The sequence below is a fragment of the Endozoicomonas sp. 4G genome (genome assembly GCF_023822025.1).
Taxonomy (GTDB): domain Bacteria; phylum Pseudomonadota; class Gammaproteobacteria; order Pseudomonadales; family Endozoicomonadaceae; genus Endozoicomonas_A.
Window position 1 is genome coordinate 3,616,695 of sequence record NZ_CP082909.1, and the last position, 21,661, is coordinate 3,638,355.

At 50.3% G+C, this 21,661-nt stretch carries 15 protein-coding genes; 7 read left to right on the top strand and 8 right to left on the bottom strand.

Annotated features, from left to right (window positions below; genetic code table 11):
* The first annotated feature begins 126 nt into the window (after positions 1 to 126).
* From prmA to purD, 6 genes are all read left to right on the top strand, one after another.
* Complete coding sequence (gene prmA / locus K7B67_RS14195) at positions 127 to 1,011, top strand: 50S ribosomal protein L11 methyltransferase (RefSeq protein WP_252176547.1); 885 nt, start codon at positions 127 to 129, stop codon at positions 1,009 to 1,011.
* A 275-nt stretch (positions 1,012 to 1,286) separates the two neighbouring features.
* A complete protein-coding gene (locus tag K7B67_RS14200; RefSeq protein ID WP_252176548.1) occupies positions 1,287 to 1,952 on the top strand; it encodes a DUF3426 domain-containing protein in 666 nt (221 codons plus the stop codon).
* Positions 1,953 to 2,096: 144 nt separating this feature from the next.
* Positions 2,097 to 3,089: a tRNA dihydrouridine synthase DusB gene (gene dusB, locus K7B67_RS14205; protein WP_252176549.1), complete on the top strand. Its 993-nt coding sequence runs from the start codon at positions 2,097 to 2,099 to the stop codon at positions 3,087 to 3,089.
* Positions 3,086 to 3,388, top strand: a complete 303-nt coding sequence (fis, locus tag K7B67_RS14210; RefSeq protein ID WP_252176550.1) for a DNA-binding transcriptional regulator Fis — start codon at positions 3,086 to 3,088, stop codon at positions 3,386 to 3,388. The genes dusB and fis overlap by 4 nt, the downstream gene beginning before the upstream one ends.
* A gap of 143 nt (positions 3,389 to 3,531) precedes the next feature.
* Positions 3,532 to 5,118: a bifunctional phosphoribosylaminoimidazolecarboxamide formyltransferase/IMP cyclohydrolase gene (gene purH, locus K7B67_RS14215; protein WP_252180585.1), complete on the top strand. Its 1,587-nt coding sequence runs from the start codon at positions 3,532 to 3,534 to the stop codon at positions 5,116 to 5,118.
* Between the two features lie 54 nt (positions 5,119 to 5,172).
* On the top strand, positions 5,173 to 6,456 hold the full coding sequence (gene purD / locus K7B67_RS14220) for a phosphoribosylamine--glycine ligase (RefSeq protein WP_252176551.1): 1,284 nt from the start codon (positions 5,173 to 5,175) through the stop codon (positions 6,454 to 6,456).
* A gap of 146 nt (positions 6,457 to 6,602) precedes the next feature.
* Here purD and K7B67_RS14225 read toward each other — a convergent pair whose 3' ends face one another.
* Positions 6,603 to 7,070: a mobile mystery protein A gene (locus tag K7B67_RS14225; protein ID WP_252176552.1), complete on the bottom strand. Its 468-nt coding sequence runs from the start codon at positions 7,068 to 7,070 to the stop codon at positions 6,603 to 6,605.
* A 251-nt stretch (positions 7,071 to 7,321) separates the two neighbouring features.
* Here K7B67_RS14225 and K7B67_RS14230 point away from each other — a divergent pair, with 251 nt between their 5' ends.
* The gene (locus tag K7B67_RS14230; protein ID WP_252176553.1) at positions 7,322 to 9,784 is read left to right on the top strand and encodes a response regulator; all 2,463 of its coding nucleotides are present in this window, start codon (positions 7,322 to 7,324) and stop codon (positions 9,782 to 9,784) included.
* A gap of 34 nt (positions 9,785 to 9,818) precedes the next feature.
* Here the strand turns inward: K7B67_RS14230 and hemE are convergent, their stop codons facing one another.
* From hemE to K7B67_RS14265, 7 genes are all read right to left on the bottom strand, one after another.
* Positions 9,819 to 10,886, bottom strand: a complete 1,068-nt coding sequence (gene hemE / locus K7B67_RS14235) for a uroporphyrinogen decarboxylase (RefSeq protein WP_252176554.1) — start codon at positions 10,884 to 10,886, stop codon at positions 9,819 to 9,821.
* A gap of 86 nt (positions 10,887 to 10,972) precedes the next feature.
* The gene (locus K7B67_RS14240; protein WP_252176555.1) at positions 10,973 to 11,431 is read right to left on the bottom strand and encodes a hypothetical protein; all 459 of its coding nucleotides are present in this window, start codon (positions 11,429 to 11,431) and stop codon (positions 10,973 to 10,975) included.
* Between the two features lie 65 nt (positions 11,432 to 11,496).
* The gene (locus K7B67_RS14245; protein WP_252176556.1) at positions 11,497 to 12,924 is read right to left on the bottom strand and encodes an FAD-dependent oxidoreductase; all 1,428 of its coding nucleotides are present in this window, start codon (positions 12,922 to 12,924) and stop codon (positions 11,497 to 11,499) included.
* Between the two features lie 73 nt (positions 12,925 to 12,997).
* Entirely contained in the window at positions 12,998 to 17,455 is a 4,458-nt protein-coding gene (gene gltB / locus K7B67_RS14250; protein WP_252176557.1) for a glutamate synthase large subunit, read from the bottom strand.
* Between the two features lie 224 nt (positions 17,456 to 17,679).
* A complete protein-coding gene (gene aroB, locus K7B67_RS14255; RefSeq protein WP_252180586.1) occupies positions 17,680 to 18,771 on the bottom strand; it encodes a 3-dehydroquinate synthase in 1,092 nt (363 codons plus the stop codon).
* 52 nt (positions 18,772 to 18,823) lie between these two features.
* Positions 18,824 to 19,342 carry a shikimate kinase AroK gene (gene aroK / locus K7B67_RS14260; protein ID WP_252176558.1) on the bottom strand — a complete coding sequence of 173 codons (519 nt, stop codon included), beginning with the start codon at positions 19,340 to 19,342 and terminating at the stop codon, positions 18,824 to 18,826.
* A 216-nt stretch (positions 19,343 to 19,558) separates the two neighbouring features.
* Positions 19,559 to 21,640 carry a type IV pilus secretin PilQ family protein gene (locus K7B67_RS14265; protein ID WP_252176559.1) on the bottom strand — a complete coding sequence of 694 codons (2,082 nt, stop codon included), beginning with the start codon at positions 21,638 to 21,640 and terminating at the stop codon, positions 19,559 to 19,561.
* Between the last annotated feature and the right edge of the window lie 21 nt (positions 21,641 to 21,661).

Genomic DNA, 21,661 nt, shown 5'->3' on the forward strand with positions numbered 1-21,661 from the left:
CCTGCTTCCGGGGCTCTCTGAAAGCCGCTTTCAGAGAGCTTCCCCCTCCCTTCTTTCATGCTAGAATGAGCCCGACCCGGCGGATAGCTATCCTGCCTTCCACTCCCAATCAGTAAGCCCATACCCATGCCCTGGATACAAATCAAGCTAGATACCACTTCCGACCACGCTGAACAACTGGAAGACCTGCTTCTGGAAGCCGGAGCCAGCGCCGTAACCCTTCAGGACGGTAAAGATCAGCCACTGTTCGAACCTGAGCCAGGCAGTACGCCACTGTGGCATCACACCGTCGTCATCGGTCTCTTCGATGCTTATGCAGATATGGAGGCGGTCATAGAACACTTACAGTCCCAATACCAGCAAGATCCATTTCCGGGCTACAAGGTTGAAATTGTCGAAGACAAGGACTGGGAAAGAGAGTGGATGACGCATTTTGTGCCCATGCAATTTGGTAGAAAACTCTGGGTCTGCCCCAGTTGGAAAGAAATTCCAGAGCCCGATGCCATTAACCTGATGCTCGACCCGGGGCTGGCTTTTGGAACAGGCACTCACCCAACCACAGCCCTGTGCCTTGAATGGCTGGAAAAACAGGAAAGTTTCGAAAACCAATCAGTGATCGACTACGGCTGCGGTTCCGGCATTCTAGCCATTGCAGCGCTACTGCTGGGCGCTAAAACCGTGACCGGCGTCGACCTTGACCCGCAGGCCCTGGAAGCCACCATCAATAATGCTGAAAGAAACAGAATCGCCCCGGAAAAACTGAAAGTTTATCTGCCCGACCAGGCTCCAAAAGATAAAGCCGATGCGGTCATTGCCAACATACTCGCAGGCCCACTGGTAGAGCTGGCACCCACTCTGGCAGGCTATCTCGACAGCGGTGGTAAAATTGCTTTGTCTGGTATTCTTTCAGAGCAGAAAGATAGTATTGTCAGTACTTATTCTGAGTGGTTTGATTTGGAACCTGTTGTTCATAATGAAGACTGGATTTTGGTGACTGGCGTCAGGAAGTAATAGCCAAAAAATACACCCTTTTGATAGCAGACTGACTCCAGACAACTGCTCGGAAGATTTTATCTTTCGGGCAGTAGACATCCTTCACCCCTCTTTGCTCTAATACTCCTTAATCAATCAAGACAGCAACGCACGCAGGCTTCATGACAGGCTCCCAAATCACCCGCTGCCCAAAATGCCAGACCTCTTTTAAAGTCACCCAGTCACAATTACGAGCTGCCGGCGGTTCGGTTCGATGCGGTTCCTGCCTGGAAGTATTTGATGCCCGGTCCAACATGCCCGACGACCCCGCACCGGAAAAATCACACCAGAAAAAATCTCAAGACAACCCCTCTGAAAAACGGTCAAACCAACCCGAAAAAATAACACAACATGAAGTAGAGCCCCCACTGCATTCTTTTCTCAACACTCTGGACAAAGAGCACGTCGAAGTTGACGAAGAACCGGAAAGAAGTTCCCTGAGAATGGCAGGCTGGATCTCCCTGATCCTGATCTTATCCATCACACTTGCAGGTCAATACATCTGGTTTAACAAAGATCAGCTGTCGCTCGACCCGCGTTTGAGGCCAGCATTGACCTTAAGCTGTCAGTACCTGAAGTGCTCTCTGCCCGGATTAGTAGACGTTAACGCCATTAAAAGTCTGCAACTGCATATTCGTAGCCATCCTAAGCAAAGTGAAGGGCTGGTTGTCGACTCAGTCATCATCAATGACGCGGCATTCCCCCAGCCCTGGCCAAAGCTTGAGTTAACGTTTACCGACATTAATGGCCAACCCGTAGCCAGCAGACGTTTTCGCCCCAGAGAATATTTAGGCGGCGCACTGGCCGGATCCAGAGAAATGCCCAGCGGACAACCCGTAAGGCTTAGCATCGAAATTGTTGATCCCGGCAATGGCGCCAGCAATTATCGGTTGCGCTTTTTGCCTGCCAGGCAAACTTGATTAAAGACAAAACCTTACAGCTCCCCCTTTCGTCTAAAAATCGTACAGAGTATTATACCCGGCTACGCCTGTCTGCCTGAGCTTCTACCAAGAAATACTTTTCGCACTCCGGGCAGTTCTAACGCTGGATTGAGGCAAAACACCTTGTTGAAGATTGGCCCATACACGATTCAAAACCCGGTTATCCTGGCCCCCATGGCCGGTGTCACCGACCGCCCATTCAGGCAGCTGTGCCTGAAAATGGGAGCCGGTATGGCCGTCTCAGAAATGGTGACCAGCAACCCAAAGCTCTGGAACACACGAAAGTCCCGACTGAGAATGAATCATCACGCCGAGGAGTTTGAACCTCGCTCGGTTCAGATTGCCGGCAGCGATCCGGAACAGATGGCCCTTGCCGCTCGCCTGAACCAGGAGCGCGGCGCCCAGATCATTGATATCAACATGGGCTGCCCGGCTAAAAAAGTCTGCAACAAAGCGGCGGGCTCGGCTCTGATGAGGGAACCTGAACTGGTAAAACAAATATTACAGTCCGTCGTTCAAGCAGTTGATATCCCGGTCACGCTGAAAACACGCACCGGCTGGTGCCCTGAAAACAAAAACGGTCTCGATATTGCCCTGATGGCACAGGACTGTGGCATATCCGCCCTGGCCGTTCATGGCAGAACCCGTCAGTGTATGTATAAAGGTGAGGCCGAATACGAGACCATTGCCCGGATTTGTGAATCCCTGGAAATTCCAGTGATTGCCAATGGCGATATCACTTCTCCCAAAAAAGCAAAAACAGTGTTGGATATCACCGGCGCAGACGCGGTTATGGTGGGACGTGCAGCCCAGGGAAGACCCTGGATATTCAGAGAGATTAACCATTACCTTGAGCAGGGTGAACACCTGCCAGCCCCAGAAAACAAAGAGATTCAGTCGATTCTGGTGGATCACCTTGCGGCGCTTCACGAGTTTTACGGTGAAGTTCAGGGCGTACGCATCGCCAGAAAACACGTTGGCTGGTATCTGCAGGCCAGCCCATCAGGCGCCAGTCTGCGCAAACAATTCAACAGTCTGGAGTCTGCACAAGAACAAGAAAACTGCATACTGGAGTATTTTCAAACGTTAAGTCATCACAAGGATATTGCAGCATGACGACATCCCAAATTATTACTGACGAACCTTCTGCCAACGGACAGACACTGACCAGTCCCATCGAGAGTGAAACACAGACACTTCGCGACAGTGTTGAAAAGGCTATGAACAACTACTTCAGCCATCTGGACGGTCAGGGCGTCACCGATGTTTACCAGATGGTGCTCTCTGAAGTAGAAGCGCCCCTTTTGGAAACGGTTATGACGTACGTTCAGGGCAACCAGACCAGGGCTGCGGTTCTGCTTGGCCTGAACCGGGGAACATTAAGAAAGAAACTCAAACAATACGACCTGCTCTAATAACCTGAATTTCAGTTCAGGATCGCAGCATTCATTCAGTATTTCCTACCATTCCCACGAATCGGATGCTGCGAAAAAGGTCAAATCCAGCTAAAATCAGTCAGCTTTTCAGGCAACGATTTTTCAGCGAGTAAAAAGGAATGATGGCAGACGGTTCCCAACAGCCACCTCTTCAAAGAGCCCTGATCAGTGTCTCAGACAAAACCGGCATAGTGGAATTTGCCCGGACACTGCACCAGCGCTCAGTAGAAATACTCTCCACTGGCGGCACCTACGAGCTGCTGGTTGAACACGATATTCCCGCTGTCGACATTGCCCAGTACACCGGTTTTCCAGAAATGATGGACGGCAGGGTCAAAACCCTGCACCCCAAAGTTCATGGCGGCATCCTGGGTCGCTCCGGTCAGGACGAAGTCGTCATGGCGGAGCATGGCATTGAACCCATCGACCTGGTGGTCGTCAACCTCTATCCTTTTGAGCAGACAGTCGCCAATGAAGACTGCACGTTGGAAATGGCCATTGAGAACATTGATATTGGCGGTCCGACCATGGTGCGCGCTGCTGCCAAAAACCACCGAGACACAACCATTGTCGTCGATTCAGGAGATTACCCGCGGATTCTCTCTGAACTTGATGAGAACAACGGTTCGGTTGCAGCCACGACTCGTTTTGATCTGGCGGTAAAAGCCTTTGAACATACCGCGCATTACGATGGCGCAATCGCCAACTACCTGGGTACATTGACGAACAACCAGGAAGAGCCAGAAGCTTTTCCCCGCACCTTTAACCGTCAATATAAAAAAGCCAGGGATATGCGTTATGGCGAGAACCCCCATCAAAAAGCCGCTTTCTACGTAGAAGATCCGGCGCCAACGGGCACCGTTGCCAGCGCCCATAAGATTCAGGGCAAGGCACTTTCCTTCAATAATATTGCCGATACCGATGCCGCCCTGGAATGCGTCAAATCCTTTGAACCTGCGGCCTGCGTCATCGTCAAACATGCCAACCCATGCGGTGTGGCCACTGGCGCTGACATCCTGGAAGCTTATAACAGAGCCTATACAACGGACCCCACATCAGCCTTTGGCGGCATCATCGCTTTTAACAGAAAACTCGATGCAGTGACGGCCAAAGCCATCATTGAACGTCAGTTTGTAGAAGTCATCATTGCTCCGGAAGTCGACAGTGAAGCAGCCATCATTCTTCAGGACAAAAAAAATATCCGCCTGCTGAGCTGCGGCACTCTGCCAGAAACAGCGGAGCATTTCCTGGACTTCAAAAGGATCAATGGTGGCTTGCTGATTCAGGACAGCGACATCAAAGTAACCAGTACCCGGGAACTGAAAACAGTCACTGAGAGAGCACCCACCGAAGCAGAGCTGAACGACCTGCTATTTGCCTGGAAAGTGGGCAAATTTGTTAAGTCCAATGCGATCGTCTACGCCAGGGATCACCAAACGATTGGTATCGGTGCCGGTCAGATGAGTCGGGTATACAGTGCTCGCATTGCCGGTATCAAGGCAGCGGATGAAAATCTGGAAGTCCGCGGCTCGGTAATGGCCTCAGATGCCTTCTTCCCATTCAGGGATGGCATTGATGCAGCGGCCAGCGCGGGTATTACCGCGGTCATTCAGCCGGGTGGCTCCATGAGAGATCAGGAAGTCATTGATGCTGCCAATGAGGCTGGCATAGCTATGGTATTTACTGGCGTCAGGCATTTCCGCCACTGACTATCCACCACTGACTATCCACCACAACCAGACTTCTGGGGGACAGGCAAATTTATGAAAGTACTCATCATTGGCAGCGGCGGACGCGAACACGCGCTCGCCTGGAAGGTCGCTCAGGACAACAACGTAGAACAGGTGTTTGTCGCCCCCGGAAACGCAGGGACAGCCCTTGAGCCTGGCGTCACTACTATCAGTATTGATGTACTTGAACTGGATAGACTGGTTGAATTTGCCTGCGCAGAAAACATTGAGCTGACCATTGTTGGCCCCGAAGCGCCTCTGGTAGCCGGTGTCGTGGATCGTTTTGAAGAAGCCGGTCTCAACATCTTCGGCCCTTCTCAAGGCGCCGCACAACTGGAAGGCTCAAAGGCTTTTACCAAGAATTTCCTGGCTCGTCACAACATCCCCACTGCCGACTATCAAAACTTCACCGACATTGATCAGGCCAAAGCCTACATTCGTAAAAAAGGCGCACCCATTGTCGTAAAAGCGGATGGTCTGGCTGCCGGCAAAGGCGTCATTCTTGCTGACACAGAAGAGCAGGCATTTGCTGCTGTTGATGACATGCTGGCAGGCAATGTCTTTGGTGAAGCAGGACATCGGGTGGTGATTGAAGAATTCCTTCAGGGCGAAGAAGCCAGCTTTATTGTTATGGTAGACGGCAAAAACATTCTACCACTGGCCACCAGCCAGGATCATAAAGCCAGGGATAACGGTGACAAAGGCCCTAACACCGGCGGCATGGGTGCTTACTCGCCGGCACCGGTGGTGACTCAAAACATTCATGACCGCGCCATGCAGGAAGTCATCGTTCCTACCGTGGAAGGTATGGCCGCCGAAGGCAACACTTATAAGGGTTTTTTGTACGCTGGCCTGATGATTGATGCCAAAGGTACGCCCAAAGTACTGGAATTCAACTGTCGTTTTGGTGACCCTGAAACACAACCCATTATGATGCGTTTGCAGTCCAGCCTGACTGAACTTTGCCTGGCGGGCGCAACAGGTCAGCTGGATCAAATGGAGGCCCGCTGGGATGAAAGAACAGCACTGGGCGTCGTTATGGCCGCAGGTGGATACCCTGAAAAATACCGCAAGGGAGACCTTATCACTGGCATTAACGAAGCCAATTCAACAGACTGCAAAGTGTTCCATGCCGGCACCCAACTGGAAGGCGAACAGGTACTGACCAACGGCGGTCGTGTACTGTGCGTCACCGCCCTGGGCAACAGCGTCAGAGAAACACAGGAAAAAGCCTATCAGGGTGTCTCAAAGATTCAGTGGGAGAGTGCTTACTTCAGGACAGACATTGGCTATCGGGCTGTAGCCAGAGAAGGTTAACCATTATCGTGCAAATTTCATGAGTGCGGTCATATCTCCTTGATCAGCTGAACGCAGGGCCTTCCTCTCGTTCCGCGCTTTGCGTGGGAACGAGGGGGATGTACGGATATCAGAGCTTGGGTGCACTGATGACAAATTGTCGTTTATCATAAATTATCCCAAAAATCCCTTGGCCAAGTGCGCAAGTATTCCTCTGCTAATTTCTTGGTGTTTGCGTTTTGAAACTGCATATCTGTTGCCTGGTCTTCAAGCTCCATATGTCGCTCTGCGTACTGATTGAGTGTCCTGGCCTTGTCCATAGCCTGCTTTTCCCTCATGGCCGCAAGAGACTGGTTCTCAGGAACCAGCACATAAACAACCCTACACCCCAGACCTTCAGCAGCCTTTTCCAGAGTTCGCAGTGAAATGGAGCCCGTCACCTCATTTTTTTCCATCAGGGCGACGCCTGACTGAGAGAGACCCACTCGCTCACCCAAAACCCTGGCGCTCATTCCCAAGGCCGTCCTTATGGCATTAATCCAGCCGTTTACGGGCTTGTTCAAGTCCATCATCGGGCGAACCCTGCCAAGGGTCTCATCAATCTGCTGCAAGTTCAGTTCTTTATCCCAATTCATTAGTAATAACCTATTTTATGACTTTAATAAAATTACTTATTACTAATTAATTATACAAAAAAAATTAGTCATTACTAATTAAGTACGCAAGAATAAATTACTTATTACTAATTAATCACCTCATCAGAACTTATCAGTAAGGCCGTCCTGCTGTTACATGAAGCTTGGGGACAAGGCAAAATAGGTAAAAACCGCAGCGATTTCGATTTCTCACAGGACTGCTTTAGGTATATCCTCTAGGCAATGGAAAAATGGAATTTTCAACAAATATTATGAGAGATGTATTCAAACGCCCGCTATCCATTGTCCCCCAGCCTTCCCCGGAGTTTACGTCACGACTCTATATCAGGATTGAATTCTGGATCAGGGCAGTATTCCTGCTGGTTCTGACCACTTGTGTTACAAAAGCATTCGGCACTGAGCAAATAACGGATCAGCAGCCTTATAAGGTCTCTATCAACATTGAGCCTTTCTCAGGCATCTTCATTGACCCTCAAAGCACACTCGAGCTGGATCAGATCAATGATCCGGACTACCTGTTTCGTTTTGCTCCCTGGCAGAAAGAACGCCTGTACTTCACCAGCCAAAAAGGCACAGCCTGGATCAAGATCTCACTGCCTGAAGACATTAAGGTTAAGCCTATGCCGCTGCTCTGGCTTCGACCACCACCCGGCGTATCCCTGAATGCCTATATTTCAGGTCCAAACTATTACCGAATGCTGCCAGATGGACGACAGGAAAACAGTAATATTTATCTCTATAATCTGAAGCCCATTATAAATAAGAAGCTGGACGTATTTATTGAGATACCTGCCGACGCTGCCGACGATTTGCAGGCCTATCTAAAATCCCCCAGGGAAGTTCTCAGTGATCAGGTATTTACCGGTTGGCAAACCGGTTGGCTACTGGCCCTGTTTTTCGTCATGATGATGATCAATGCCATTAACGGCTTTAAGAATCACCACAGGGCTTATATCTACCTGGCTGGCATCTGCTTAACGGGCTCGGTGTTCTTGATAAGCTGGCAGGGATTGCTTCCGATCAGTGGGTTCGAGCTGGAATGGCAGCAGGTCTTAATGATGAATCTCTCACTGATCGTTAGCACCATTCTGCTCAGTCAAATAGCCCGCGTCAATCTGGCGGGCAACAGTGTCAAACTGATCTACTGTTTTAACACCCTTTCCATCATCCCGGCAGTATTCCTGCTTTTTACTGTGACAGGCGTCTATGCTTCGTTGGAGCACAGTCTGTTGCTCAACCTGATAACGACTCTGATCGTCTGGTATTGCAGTCTGTTCATCAGAGTCCCTGGTGCGCTGACCATTCCTGCCTGGCTTTTCACTCCTTATGTGATTATCCACCTGATCGCCTCACTGGCTATTCTGGGCGTTATCAATTACAACCCCACTGCCGCCACATGGCTGCTGCTGCACACGACCTCGTTAACCCTTCTTGCCTTCAGCTTTTATTTTGGTAACCAGCGGTGCCCGGCAACAAAATCAGCCCCTAAGCAAAACCCATTGTTCAGCCCGACACCGACAACCCAAATAAGCAAAGACAATGACCTGCTCAACACTATGGGGCATGAACTCAGAACGCCTCTGAATGGTGTCCTGGGGATGTCTGAACTCCTTCAAAGCACACAGCTGACACCCAAACAGGAAAACTACGTTGAAACCCTGAGGTATGCAGGTAATGAACTCAGCAACCTGATCAACCTGCTTTCAGAAGCCTGGAAACTTAAGCAAAACAACATCAACTCTGACATCAAACCCTACGATATTAATGAATTTCTGAACGACTGCCTCTTGAAATTCCGATTCCGGGCAGAGCAACTGAATACTGAACTGATCAGCTTTGTGCACTCTGATGTCCCGGATATCAGCGAAACAGATACACGTCAGTTATCACTCATTTTAGAAGGTATCCTGAGTCATATTTTTAGCCGCCATACAGAAAACAGTGAAATAATGATTTCTGTTAATAACACCCCCTGGCTACCGGGCTCAGAGCCGGACAGACAACAAGAGATTAAAGACAGCTTCATTATTTATCAGATCAGGTACAGTCAGGGGCAGCAGGCCCTGAATCTTCCGGCTGATATCCACGAACTCAGCTACTCGCAAGCAAAGCAACAAACTGACATCAGCATACAGCTGTACATTGTCATCCAATTAATTAAGGCCATGTCCGGGCACTTTGGCGTTATGAATCAGGGCAACACGCATATCTGGTTTGCCATTCCACATAAACAACAAACGACAGACGCCATTTGTCAGGATGTACAACCACTTTTCTCTCACAAGAACATTAAAGCATTGATTGTTGATGACAATAACACCTGCAGACAGGTTCTCGCCCAACAATGCGCCCTGATGGGTATTAATACCCTGGATGCTGAAAACGGCCTGGAAGCACTGGCTATGATTCGCAACGAAGCCTACCTGGGAAGACCTTTCGACGTGATCATTCTTGACCATCATATGCCGGGGATGAATGGCATCCAGATGCTGGAAAGACTTCAGGAAGAGAGCCAGATGGACACCCCGGGCATCATCATGCTCACGGGGACCACAAATCCCCCCGGAAAAGAGCGGGCAAAACGATTGGGAATCAATATATTCCTGACCAAACCCGCTGAATACAAAACGCTTCAGAAGGCGCTTTCACAAGTACTGCGAGAAACCCGGCAGGATGAGAATGATACAGCCTGATGCCAAAAGACATCGGGCTGATCAACAGGGTCAATTATTGGACGTGGTATTGGGCTGACAGCTCATGAACGGCATCGACAAAGACCTTGGCTCGATCAGGTTCAACAAATTGATGAATGCCGTGGCCCAGATTGAATACATGACCTTCACCCGAACCGAAATCTCTGAGAATTTTAGCGACTTCTTCTCTTATACGTTCTGGTGATGCGTAGAGAACCGATGGATCCATATTTCCCTGCAAGGCAACCTTGTCCCCTACACGACGACGTGCAGCAGAAATATCCGTCGTCCAGTCCAGGCCAAGCGCATCAGCACCGGTTGCCGCCATGGATTCAAGCCATTGACCACCATTTTTGGTAAATAGAATGACGGGCACCTTTCTACCTTCATGTTCACTGATCAGGCCGGCAACAATCTTTTCCATATATTTTAAGGAAAATGCCTGATAACACTCAGGAGAAAGTGCTCCCCCCCAGGTATCAAAAATCTGGACAGCCTGAGCCCCGGCTTTAATCTGGGCGTTCAAATAATGTGTGACAGACTCTGCCAGAACATCCAGCAACTGAGACAGCAGTCGGGGCTGATCAAACATCATCGCCTTGATGCGACGAAAGTCTTTACTGCTCCCTCCTTCAACCATGTAAGTAGCCAGAGTCCAGGGACTCCCGGAAAAACCAATCAGAGGTACACGGCCATTCAGCTCAGAGCGGATGGTGCGCACTGCATCCATCACATAACCCAGATCTTTTTCCGGGTCCGGAACAGACAGCGCTTCAATATCAGTGGCGGTACGAACGGGCTTTTTAAATCTTGGGCCTTCGCCCGTCTCAAAATACAACCCTAAACCCATTGCATCCGGGATGGTGAGAATATCAGAAAACAGAATGGCCGCATCCAGGTCGAAACGCTCCAGTGGCTGAATGGTCACTTCACAGGCCAGCTCCGGATTCATACACAGCGACATAAAATCGCCCGCCTTGCTTCGAAGTTCCCGATATTCAGGAAGATAACGTCCAGCCTGACGCATCATCCATACGGGGGTGACATCAACAGGCTCTTTCAGCAGAGCCCTCAGAAAGCGGTCATTTTTCAGCTCGGTCATGGGGTAAACTACGATGTTGCAAAATAAAAGACGAGAGAATACTGATTCCACCCCGTATTGACAATCTTCCTGCGCTCAAGAGCCTGTTACCCAACCTTCAACACAACAGAGTTATCAGTTCTGAATTGATTGTGCTTCAATTTGAACACGTGTATCAGGTTGGTGAGTGTTCTGAAACGGCTGATCGAGTCCCCGATGTCCTGTGAGCTAATATGCGCAGAGAGCTTGGAAGGGAGGTTTTCGGAAGCAGTCCCCCCTCTCTCGTCACATAGATTTTTCCCTTCAGATTTTAAAATGGATAAAAAAATGTCTTCCAGTTTCCTGATAGCCGCTTCAACATCTGAGTCATTAAAGCAGTCTATTGAATAGTGATCTTCAGAGCCTAAAGCCTCAAAGATATTCTTTTCTGTTAAGGAAAACTGCCCCTTTAATTCCTCAAGCAAGGATGAGGTGACGAAGGCCGTTTCAATGAGGTCTGTTTTGGTTTCGTATAGCTTTCCATCATTAGCTGCCTCGTACTTAACGAGATTGATACTCTGTGACATGGTTGACCTCCTCTGGAGTCTCGATCAATCAAAAGGTTTGGTATTGATATTTTAATGGCGCTTCATCAAACATCCAGATAATCCATAATCCCTTCAGCCGCCTGACGACCTTCCCAGATCGCTGTCACCACAAGGTCAGAGCCGCGAACCATATCCCCACCGGCAAATACTTTCGGGTTGGACGTCTGAAACTTGTACCTGGCCTGCTCAGGCGCAACCACGCCTCCCCACTCATTCAGTTGAATATCATAAGATTCAAACCAGTCAGCAGGACTTGGACGGAACCCAAAAGCAATCAGCACTGCGTCTGCAACCAGAATTTCCTCACTGCCTGGAACCGGCTCCGGGCGGCGGCGCCCCTGCTCATCAGGCTCTCCCAGTTTGGTGGTGATGACCTTGACACCTTCCACCTTGCCATCACCGACAATCTCAACGGGCTGACGATTAAACAGAAACTTGACGCCTTCTTGTCTGGCATTAGCTACTTCACGACGGGAGCCCGGCATATTTTCTTCATCACGGCGGTAGGCACAAGCGACTGATTCAGCCCCCTGACGAATGGAGGTACGGTTGCAATCCATCGCCGTGTCACCCCCGCCCAGGACAACGACACGTTTTCCTTTCATATCGATGAAATCAGACGCCTGCTTTTCAAAACCCAGATTACGATTAACGCTGGAAATCAGGAATGGCAAAGCATCATGAACACCGGGAAGATCCTCACCTTGAAAACCACCTTTCATGAAGGTGTAGGTACCCATACCCATAAATACGGCATCGTACTCTGCCATCAGATCGGCCATCTGTTCATCTTTACCGATTTCCGTATTCAGCCTGAATTCAATGCCCATTTCCGTGAACACCTCCCGACGGCGGGACATAACGGATTTCTCAAGTTTAAACTCAGGAATACCAAACGTCAGCAGACCACCAATTTCCGGGTTCTTATCAAAGACGACGGGCTTTACACCATTTCTGACCAGCACATCGGCACAACCCAGACCCGCTGGACCGGCACCGATCACCGCGACCTTTTTGTCCGTCCATACCACTTTCGACATATCCGGGCGCCAACCCAGGGCCAGCGCTGTATCGGTAATGTATTTTTCAGTGGCACCAATAGTGACCGCTCCAAACCCATCATTGAGGGTACAGGCACCTTCACAGAGTCGATCCTGGGGACATACACGACCACAGACTTCCGGCAGACTGTTGGTCTGATGAGAAAGCTCAGCCGCTTCAAACAGGTTACCCTCGGCAACCAGCTTCAACCAATCCGGAATATAATTGTGGACAGGGCACTTCCACTCACAATAAGGATTACCACAGGCCAGGCAACGATGAGACTGATGCTTGACCTGCTTTTCACTGTAAGGCTCATAGATTTCTACAAAATCACTCTTACGGACCCGAAGCGCTTTTTTTTCCGGATCTTCTCTTCCAACTTCAACAAATTGAAAATGATTATTCAGCCGACTGTTAAACTGTGACATGGATTTGACCTCATTCGCTGATTGTTTTTATACCCTCATATCCTACTCAGCTATTCATAGCTATTCAGGAGAGCTATTCAGGACGCCCACGTGTGCTCGCCAGCAATGAGTCCAGACTGGCTGCTTTTGGCTTCACCAGCCAGAAACGCCCCCGATAGTCATAAAACTCCTCCCGAAGTTCACGCCCCCATTCACTGCCGGTTTCTTTTACATAGTCATCCAGAAGACCCATCAGGTGAGACTGGTAGTCCTCCATGGACTCGGTATCAATTCGGTGAATATCCACTAGCTCGTGATTGTAGTGATCAACAAAGTTACGCTTCAGGTCCAGTACGTAGGCAAAGCCACCGGTCATACCGGCACCAAAGTTGTGACCTGTTTCGCCCAGTACCACCACCAGGCCACCCGTCATGTACTCACAGCAGTGATCCCCTGCCCCTTCGACAATGGCAGTCGCACCAGAGTTCCGAACTCCCAGACGCTCACCGGCACAGCCAGCGGCCAGCAGGCGTCCCCCAGTCGCACCATAAAGCGAGGTGTTGCCAATGATAGAAGCTTCGTTAGAATGGAAAGCACTCCCTTTGGGCGGACGGATAATCAGATTGCCGCCCGTCATGCCCTTACCCACGTAGTCGTTGGCATCGCCTTCCAGATACATATCCAGGCCACCGGCATTCCAGACACCAAAGCTTTGCCCGGCTGTACCTTTCAGGCTCAACCTGAGCGGACTGTCTGCCATCCCCTGATTACCATGACGTTTGGCAATCTCACCGGACAATCTGGCACCAATTGAACGGTCACAGTTGCCTACCGTGAACTCAAACTCGCCCCCTTTACCGCTTTCGATGGCGGGTAGGCAGGCTTTCACCATCACCTCAGCCAGCGCACCTTTGTCGTAGGAAGGATTACGCTTAACCTGACAGGTATGGGGCTTATCTTCAGGAATCAGGTCGTTGCGAACCAGCGGCGTCAGATCAAGACCTTTTTGCTTGTCGGTATTACCGGGCAGCAGCTCCAGCAACTCTGTACGACCAATGACGTCTTCAAGGCTTTTAGCACCCAGCACTGACAACCACTCACGCACTTCCTCAGCGACAAAAGTGAAGAAGTTCATAATCATTTCAACCGTGCCGATGAAGTGGTTTTCCCGCAGGTGCTGATCCTGGGTTGCCACACCGGTTGCGCAGTTATTCAGGTGGCAGATTCTCAGGTATTTGCAACCCATGGCGACCATGGGTGTTGTTCCGAAACCATAACTTTCTGCCCCCAGGATAGCCGCTTTAACCACATCCAGACCGGTTTTGATACCACCATCTGTCTGAAGGCGAACCTTGCCACGCAGATCATTAGCCCTCAATGCCTGATGAGCCTCGGTCAAACCCAACTCCCACGGAGAACCGGCGTACCTTATAGACGTCAACGGACTTGCAGCAGTGCCACCATCGTAACCGGAGATGGTAATCAGATCAGCATAAGCCTTGGCAACACCCGCAGCAATGGTGCCGACACCGGGCTCTGATACCAGTTTTACGGAAACCAGCGCGTCCGGGTTCACCTGCTTCAAATCAAAGATCAGCTGGGCCAGGTCTTCAATGGAATAAATATCATGATGCGGTGGTGGTGAAATCAGTGTGACACCGGGAACCGAATAACGCAGTCTGGCAATCAGTTTGTTTACCTTGCCGCCGGGCAACTGCCCTCCTTCACCTGGCTTGGCTCCCTGGGCCACTTTAATCTGCAACACATCGGCATTGACCAGATAATGAGGCGTGACACCAAAACGACCTGAGGCAATCTGCTTTATCTTTGAAACCCGGTCAGTGCCAAAACGCGCTTCGTCTTCACCGCCTTCGCCGGAGTTGGAACGGCCTCCCAGACGGTTCATCGCTTCAGCCAGAGCTTCATGGGCTTCCGGAGACAGGGCACCAAGACTCATGGCCGCCGAGTCGAATCGTTTGAGAATGTCAGTGACGGGTTCAATCTCATCAATAGCCAGAGCTTTGTCGGCTGCTTTTAGCCCCATCAGGTCACGCAGGGTTGTGACCGGTCTTTCGTTAACCAGTCTGGAGTAACGACGGAACTCTTCATAATCACCGCTGGCAACGGCTTTCTGAAGCTGCTGAACGATATCAGGATTGAATGCGTGATACTCACTGTCGTGTACATATTTCAGCAGACCGCCCTGCTGAATGGGTTTTCTCTGCTTCCAGGCAGTATCGGAGAGCCATTGCTGATCTTGCTGAAGCGCTGTAAAACCGGCGCCTTCTATACGACTCTGAACGCCTTTGAAACACAGATCAATCACTTCAGAGGATAAACCAATAGCCTCAAACAACTGCGCAGCACGATAGGACGCAATGGTGGAGATTCCCATCTTGGAGAGAATCTTCAACAGGCCCTTATCAATCCCCTTTCGGTAAGCTTTGTAGGCATCCAGGGGATCGGCCAGAATCTCGCCGGAGCGAATCTGGTCATGGATAATTTCATAAGACAGATAAGGATAAATAGCCGTCGCACCAAAACCCAGCAACACCGCGAACTGATGAGAATCCCTGGCTGTCGCCGTTTCTACCAGAATATTGGCATCGGAACGCAAACCCGTATCAATCAACCGGTGATGAACAGCGCCTGTAGCCATAGCAGCATGGACTGGCAGTTTGTGTTCTTTGATAGCACGATCACTCAGATGGATCAGCGCCTTGCCATCTCTTACCGCCTGTTCTGCTTCATTACAGATGCGCTCAATGGCGGCTTTTAGCCCTTCTTCAGGCCGGTAATTGATATCGATGCACACGACATTCAACTCATCTTGCTGATGATGGGCATTGATCAGATTCAGGAATTTTGTCGTCGACAACACGGGCGATTTGAGTACCACACGGCGGGCATGTTCAGGGGTCTCTTCAAAAACATTTTTCTCACGCCCCAGACAGGTTTCCAGCGACATCACTATCGCTTCACGCAGTGGGTCGATAGGAGGGTTGGTGACTTGGGCAAACTGCTGCCTGAAGTAGTCATACACTGAGCGCACACGACCGGATAATACCGCCATTGGCGTATCGTCGCCCATTGAGCCTACCGCTTCCTGTCCATTCTCAGCCAAAGGACGAATCACCTGATCACGCTCTTCAAAAGTGACCGAGAACATTTTCTGATGAACCTTCAGCAGTTCTGAATCCAGTCGCTCAACCTTGTGATCTTCATTCCTGAACCGGGAACGGATACGATAAGCGTGCTGTTTCAACCACTGTTTGTAAGGCTGTCGAGTCTTCAACTGGTCATCAATATCATGGGCCTGAAGCAACTCGCCTGACTCGACATCAATAGCCAGCACTTCACCCGGTCCGACACGACCTTTTGCTACTACATCTTCAGCCTGGTAATTGTAAACGCCCACTTCAGAAGCAACGGTCAGATAGCCGTTTTTGGTAATAACCCAGCGGGAAGGTCGCAAACCATTGCGATCCAGTGCACAAACCGCACGACGACCGTCGGTAATCACCAGACCGGCAGGACCATCCCAAGGCTCCATGTGCATAGAGTTGTATTCGTAAAATGCCCTGAGACCGGGATCCATGGTATCAACATTCTGCCAGGCAGGCGGGACCAGCATCCGGATAGCCCGGTACAGGTCAACACCACCGGTCACCAGAACTTCCAGCATGTTGTCGAGGCTGGATGAATCAGACCCGGTTCGGTTGACCAGATGAGAGATCTGGTTCAAATCCGGCAGAAGCTCTGATTTGAATTTGTTTCGACGGGCCTGTGACCAGTTTCTGTTACCAGTGATGGTATTAATTTCACCATTATGGGCCAGCAGGCGGAAAGGCTGCGCCAGCTTCCAGCGTGGCATGGTGTTTGTGGAGAAACGCTGATGGAATACACAGATCGCAGTTTCAAACCGGGGATCCCCCAGGTCCTGATAAAAGTTAGCCAGATCGACCGGCATCATCAGGCCTTTGTAGGTCACTACCTGGGTAGACAGTGAACAGATATAAAAGTCCTGATCCTGCTCAAGCGCCATGTTAGCGAAACGACGAGCCATGTATAAGCGAGCTGAAAACTCTGCCTCATCCAACTCGCCCTGATGCCCCACAAACACCTGCTCAATAACCGGTAGCTGATCCAAAGCGATAGGGCCGAGACAATCACTGTTGACCGGTACTTTTCGCCAGCCGATCACTAACAGGTTTTTCTTTTGCAGCTCAGCTTCGAGGGTTTTTCTGGCATGGTCGGCGATGGCTTTATCCTGGCTGAGGAATAGCATTCCCACCGCATATTGGGCGGGAAGGTCTCTGGCCAGTTGCTCTTTGACGACAGTGCGAAAGAACGTATCGGGCGTCTGAATTAACAAACCACAACCGTCGCCTGTTTTTCCATCCGCGGCAATACCACCCCGGTGTGTCATGCAGGTAAGCGCTTCAATAGCGGTGGTCAGAAGGTGGTGACTTTTCTCTCCTTCCCTGTGGGCTATCAGCCCAAAGCCACAGTTATCCCTGAATTCCCCAGGATTATACAGACCTGCTTTCATAGGCACTCTCTCGTCATCACTTATTATTAACTTTCAAACTTCTGTCACTCCGGAACCCACACCGTCGCTGCCCCTGAACTCCGACGGCTTTAAACGCTTCCCTGTAAGCAAGAAAAAGAATATTAATTCGTTTTTATGGTTTTAAATTCAAATAAGGGGCTGACCATTTTACACAGCCACCCCCTTGATCACAAATGCATGAAAAGAACAATAAGCAGTAAACTCTACACTTTACACGTCTCCAGAAGCATCTCATCCAGCACGCCCCGGTCAAAACTATCCGTCACAACCGCCTTACCGATCTGCTCTAACAGTACCAGCCTCAGCTTGCCATCCAGCACTTTTTTATCAACGGACATCAGCTCAATAAACCGATCAGGTGACATACCTTCAGGAGGCTCTACCGGCAGATTGGCGGCTTTGAGTATAGCCACAATCCCCTGCACTTCTGCTCTGGCAATGTATCCCAATCGACAAGACAGTTCAGCCGCCATCACCATACCGGCAGCGACGGCCTCACCGTGCAGCCACTCACTGTAGCCCGTGTGGGTTTCAATAGCATGACCGAAGGTATGGCCCAAATTCAAAATAGCCCTGAGACCGGACTCTTTTTCATCTTCTGCCACGACCCTGGCTTTGTCAGAGCACGAACGATGGATGGCATAAGTCAGTGCCTCCTGATCCCTCGCCATTATTCGCTCAATATTGGCCTGCAACCACTGATAGAAGGATTCGTCACAAATCAGGCCGTATTTGATCACCTCGGCAACGCCAGCAGAAAACTCCCGATCGGGGAGGGTATTCAAAGAGTCGGTATCAATCAGCACCACATTGGGTTGATGAAACGCACCGATCATATTCTTGCCCAGCGGATGATTGACGCCGGTTTTCCCGCCAACGGAAGAATCGACCTGAGACAATAGCGTGGTTGGAATCTGAATAAAATCGACACCACGCTGATAGGATGCCGCAGCAAAGCCGGTTATATCACCGACCACACCACCACCCAGGGCAATCAATGTGGTTTTACGGGTATGGCGGGCTTTGAGCAGACCATCAAACACGGTTTCAAGCGTGGCCAGGTTTTTAAATGCTTCGCCATCAGGAAGAATGATCTCCATCACATCAAAGCCATCCAGCAGGCTGCGCACCCTTGCCAAATAGCAGGGAGCCACCGTTGTGTTGGTGACAATGGCCACCTGTTGCCCCTTGATGTAAGGCTTGAGCAACCCGGGTCTGGAAGCACCCGCATAAAGGCCTGAACCAATAAAGATGGGGTAGCTTCTGTCACCCAGATCTACGTTCAGTTCAAGGATCTGCGACTCCTGCATCAAACGTCTCTCTCTACTTCTTTTGTGGCAATTTGTTTTATGGCAATTTGCCAACAATTCGGACGATTTCGTTAATCAGTGCTTTGGGTGACAGCGACTCGGTATCCAGCTCGATATCGGCAATACTGGAATACAATGGCGCTCTGTCAGTCAACAGTTGTGTCAGCACTTCCTTACGATCGGCCCTTTGCAACAGGGGTCTTTTCTTGTCTTTCTCAGTTCTGGCCAGCTGTGCTGCCACGGATGCCTTGAGAAAAACAACCACCCCGTTCGTACCCAGCTGCTGGCGATTTTCCAGCCGGGTCACGGCTCCACCTCCGGTGGCCAGCACGATCCCCTTTTTGGAGCAGAGATCCTGTATTACCTGTATTTCCCGTTGCCGAAAGCCCTCTTCGCCCTCAACATCAAAAATCCAGGGAATGCCAGCACCACTGCGTGCCTCCACCTCATGGTCAGAATCGAAAAATGGCAGCCCCAGCTCTTTGGCCAGCATCCGCCCGATGGTACTCTTACCAGCCCCCATTGGGCCTATCAAATATATATTTCTTAATGGCATTGTCTTTGCTTGCCTGACTTCCTGCCTGCGTGTGGAGCTGAGCCTAGCGCATCCTGAGTCATGCTGACAACAAAAAACGGGAGCTTTCACTCCCGTTTTTTGTTAAATGAATAAAACCTTGATTCAAAACAAGATTACCCTATCAGTGCGGATCCATTGCAGGGCATTTTTTCGGGAAGCGATCCCGGAAGGCCTGAACCTTCCGGGGTGGAGAAATTAACGGAGGGTAATATTATCGTTGATGACCCGGGGGGTGATAAAAATCATCAGCTCAGTTTTGCTATCTGATTTGGTATCTTTTCTAAAAAGTCGACCTACGTAAGGAATATCACCCAATACAGGTACTTTAACCGTGCCTTTTTGCTTCTCCTGAGTGAAGACTCCGCCCAGAACAACCGTTTCACCATCCCTGACCAGCACCTGAGTATTCACTTCATTCTTATTAATGGTTGGCACGCCATTGGGCGCATCAGCCCCCTGAGAGTCATTGGTAACCGTTACATCCATGATAATACTGCCTTCAGGCGTGATCTGTGGAGTGACCTCAAGAGACAACACCGCATCCTTGAAAGCCACAGAAGTGGCACCGCTGGATGTTTTCTCTTCGTACGGGATTTCCTTACCGGACTTGATCACCGCTTTCGTTTTGTCGGCAGTAATCACTTTTGGCTGAGAAACCGTTTCACCACCCCCGTCAGATAAAATAGCGGATAACTCAAGGTTCAAAATAGTACTGTTAGTAGCAAAGCCAATGGCCAGAGTAGCGGCATTAGTGCCGGTTACACCAAAATCTATAAATGGGTTGTTACCCACTCCGGCTGAAGGTGTGCCTCCTTCATTCCCTGCGGTAGTACCACCGCCGCCAATACCGATAGACCGATTCGAGTCATTGGATGCCAGATCAGTTGCGCCGCTCCACTTCACCCCCAGGTCCCGGGTAAAGTCAGAGTTCATATTGACAATACGCGCCTCAATCATCACCTGCCTGACCGGGATATCAAGACGCTGTATCAGGGCACGCAGTTCATCCAGTTTTTCCTGGGTGTCCTTAACCAGGAGGCTGTTGGTACGGGCCACGACCTGAACCGAACCCCGCTCGGTCAGCAGGCTGGTTTCTTCACCCGCTCCGGCAAGCACCTCCGCTATCTCTTCGGCATCAGCATAATTGATCTGAATCAGATCCGTGTAAACTGGTGCCAGCTCACGAATCTGTTTGTCATTCTCCAGCTGCTGACGTTCTCTGGCAGCAATTTCATCGGCTGGTGCCACCGTCAGAACATTGCCTTCAAGGCGCTTGTCCAGACCTTTTGATTTAAGAACAATATCCAAAGCCTGATCCCAGGGAACATTCTGCAGGCGCAGGGTTACGTTACCGCTGACGGTATCGGAAGCGACCAGGTTCAGATCAGTAAAGTCAGCAATCAACTGAAGCACCGCGCGCACTTCGATATCCTGAAAGTTCAGGGAGAGTTTGTCCCCCTTGTAGGACAAACCTTTGCGGTCACGACCAAAGTCTTTATCGGATACCGGCTTAACACTAACCGTTAACGTGTTATCCGTCTGATAAGCCAGGTGGCTGAACTCACCCTCGGGCTCAATAATCACCACCCCATTGCCATCTTCGACCCTGGCATCGATGAATTTTACCGGGGTAGCAAAATCCATGACATCCAGACGGTTACGTAACCGACCTGGCAGCACATTCCCCTGAAACTCCAGTCGAATGCGACCGCCCTGCTCATTAATATCCATTGGAATGTTAGGGTTTGCCAGCGTAATGACCACATTACCCTCACCTTCTTCCCCCCTGTGGAAATCAATATGGGTAATGCCCCGACTGGCAGGATCCGCCAGAGGGGCACCAGAAAGAGCAACGGTTGGCAGCACTGAACGGGGGTTGGAGCCTTCTGCTCCGACATAAACATAAAGCACATTACCATCGGTTTTGGTGGTAAAGCTGGCGGTTGTTTTCAGATTAATAACGAGTCGGGTTCTGCCTCCGGCCTCAAGTACTGTGACACTCTGGGCGTTCTGAAATCCCACTTCGTTGTATTTGGGCAGATCACTGCGAGTAAATGGCAGATCCAAAGAAATCCTGGGAGGCTGTTCTATGCTGTAGCCCCTGGCTTCAGGTGCAGGACCATCGAACATCAGACGCAGCTCTACAATATCACCCGGCAGGGTACCAGCGTCCATTTTTTTGAGCGTCACACCCCATACAGAAAGCGGCAACCACGCCAACACCGTATACAACAGCACTCGGACTGTGCTGGCTTTCAACACGGGCTTATTCTTCATCTATTGAACCCACTTAGCACT

What these genes read in the sequence shown, in the direction of transcription:
- prmA (WP_252176547.1), top strand. Translation starts at nt 127, where the DNA reads ATGCCCTGGATACAAATCAAGCTAGATACCACTTCCGACCACGCTGAA.
- K7B67_RS14200 (WP_252176548.1), top strand. Translation starts at nt 1,287, where the DNA reads ATGCCCGACGACCCCGCACCGGAAAAATCACACCAGAAAAAATCTCAA.
- fis (WP_252176550.1), top strand. Translation starts at nt 3,086, where the DNA reads ATGACGACATCCCAAATTATTACTGACGAACCTTCTGCCAACGGACAG.
- purH (WP_252180585.1), top strand. Translation starts at nt 3,532, where the DNA reads ATGGCAGACGGTTCCCAACAGCCACCTCTTCAAAGAGCCCTGATCAGT.
- purD (WP_252176551.1), top strand. Translation starts at nt 5,173, where the DNA reads ATGAAAGTACTCATCATTGGCAGCGGCGGACGCGAACACGCGCTCGCC.
- K7B67_RS14225 (WP_252176552.1), bottom strand. Translation starts at nt 7,070, where the DNA reads ATGAATTGGGATAAAGAACTGAACTTGCAGCAGATTGATGAGACCCTT.
- K7B67_RS14230 (WP_252176553.1), top strand. Translation starts at nt 7,322, where the DNA reads ATGGAATTTTCAACAAATATTATGAGAGATGTATTCAAACGCCCGCTA.
- hemE (WP_252176554.1), bottom strand. Translation starts at nt 10,886, where the DNA reads ATGACCGAGCTGAAAAATGACCGCTTTCTGAGGGCTCTGCTGAAAGAG.
- K7B67_RS14240 (WP_252176555.1), bottom strand. Translation starts at nt 11,431, where the DNA reads ATGTCACAGAGTATCAATCTCGTTAAGTACGAGGCAGCTAATGATGGA.
- K7B67_RS14245 (WP_252176556.1), bottom strand. Translation starts at nt 12,924, where the DNA reads ATGTCACAGTTTAACAGTCGGCTGAATAATCATTTTCAATTTGTTGAA.
- gltB (WP_252176557.1), bottom strand. Translation starts at nt 17,455, where the DNA reads ATGAAAGCAGGTCTGTATAATCCTGGGGAATTCAGGGATAACTGTGGC.
- aroK (WP_252176558.1), bottom strand. Translation starts at nt 19,342, where the DNA reads ATGCCATTAAGAAATATATATTTGATAGGCCCAATGGGGGCTGGTAAG.
- K7B67_RS14265 (WP_252176559.1), bottom strand. Translation starts at nt 21,640, where the DNA reads ATGAAGAATAAGCCCGTGTTGAAAGCCAGCACAGTCCGAGTGCTGTTG.